The 1632-nt window shown below is 68.2% G+C and carries 2 protein-coding genes; one reads left to right on the top strand and one right to left on the bottom strand.

Going from position 1 to position 1632, the window contains the following annotated elements; all coding sequences use genetic code 11:
* Positions 1 to 364 (bottom strand): class I SAM-dependent methyltransferase (locus tag LQV45_RS30765; RefSeq protein WP_230011064.1); only part of this gene is annotated, 364 nt, incomplete at its 3' end.
* A gap of 153 nt (positions 365 to 517) precedes the next feature.
* Here LQV45_RS30765 and LQV45_RS30770 point away from each other — a divergent pair.
* Positions 518 to 1632: chorismate-binding protein (locus tag LQV45_RS30770; protein WP_230011067.1), on the top strand; the 1115-nt coding region annotated here is incomplete at its 3' end.

The following is a 1632-nucleotide window of genomic DNA, read 5'->3' on the forward strand; positions in this document are numbered from 1 at the left end:
GGCCAAAGGAGATCGTGCTGGCGTCGAAGGTGTTGTCCGCGAACGGCAGGCGGGTGGCATCCCCGGCGATGAAGTCGATGTCAGGGCGGCGGCGCTTGCCGACCTTGAGCATGCCGAGGGAGAAATCGCAGGCGATGACGTTGATGCCCGCGTCGGCGTACGGCTCGCTGGAGGTGCCGGTGCCGGCGGCGAGGTCCAGGACGTGCTGGCCGGCCGATACGCCCATGGCCTCCACCACCACCTTGCGCCAACGCCGCGTCTGCCCCAAGGACAGGACATCGTTGACGACGTCGTATTTGGGGGCGACGTCGTCAAACATCGTGGCTACTTCGTCCGGACGCTTATCCAAGGATGCTCGGTTCACCCTGACATTGTCTCAAATGATCGGCGCTCCCACGAACGGGCCGCCAATTGACGCGGCTTTCACCTGCGGCAACGGCCGCGGCGGCCCCGCACAGGCCCGGCCGGCCCGTGTATATCCACCCAATGGGCGATCACGGGCTAGTGTTATGCCATCATGACGAGCACGTTCCGCACCTTGACAGTCCCCCTCGATGCCGAAACTTTCCCCGGGGGCCTGCCGTCGTTTCTGGTCCGGGACGATGTCCTCTGCTGGACCCGCCGCGAGGCCGGTCTCGTGGGCTTCGGCGAGATAGCCCGTTTCACTGCCGCCGGACCCGAGCGGTTCCTGGAAGCGGACATCTGGTGGCGCCACCAGGTCCTGGAGGCAGACATCCAGGACAGTGTGGGCTGCCCCGGCACCGGCCCGGTCGCCTTCGGCTCCTTCGCCTTCTCCAAGGCCTCCGCCCATGAGTCCCGGCTGCTGGTCCCGGAAATCGTCGTCGGGCTCCGTGACGGCCAGGCCTGGCTGACCCAGCTCACGTTCGACGACGGCGACCTCACCGAAGCCGGTGCCCGCGCCGCCCTGGACCGCTGGCTTCACAGCACCAGCGCCAATCCCGGCTCAAATCCCCGAGCCAGCGCCAATCCCGGGACCAGCGTGACCGTGGTGGATGACCCGGTGCCGGCACCCGCGCAGACCGGTGGCGCCGTCGTACGTCCTTTGCCATTGGCCGCAGGGGCAACGTTGCACACCGGCTCGCTCAGCGAGGAAGACTGGATGGCCGCCGTTGCCTCCGGCGTCGCGGAGATCCGGACCGGCGCCCTGGAAAAGCTGGTGCTGGCGCGGGACGTCGTGGCCACCGTCCCCACCGGCGTCAAGGCCGCCGAGGTGCTGCGCGAGCTGTCGGCCCGGTACCGCGAATGCTGGACGTACGGGGTGGACGGGCTGGTGGGGGCCACTCCGGAAATGCTGATCCAGGTGGAGGGCCGCACCGCGCAGGCGCGAGTCCTGGCCGGCACACTGGACCGCCGCGACGCCGATGGCATGGCGGGCTCGCCGCTGGAATTCGCCGAACGGGTGCTGGCCGGCTCCGAGAAGCAGCGGCACGAACACGACATCGCAATCCAGTCCCTGACCACGCAGCTGGCCCCGTTTTCCGAGGCCATGAACGCGCACAGCGAGCCCTTCATCCTCGAACTGCCCAATGTGTGGCATCTGGCCTCGGACGTCAAGGCTGAGCTGGCTGAGGTGGAAGGCCACGTCCCCACGTGCCTGGCCCTGATCAACGC

This window comes from Microbacterium sp. Bi128, assembly GCF_918698205.1.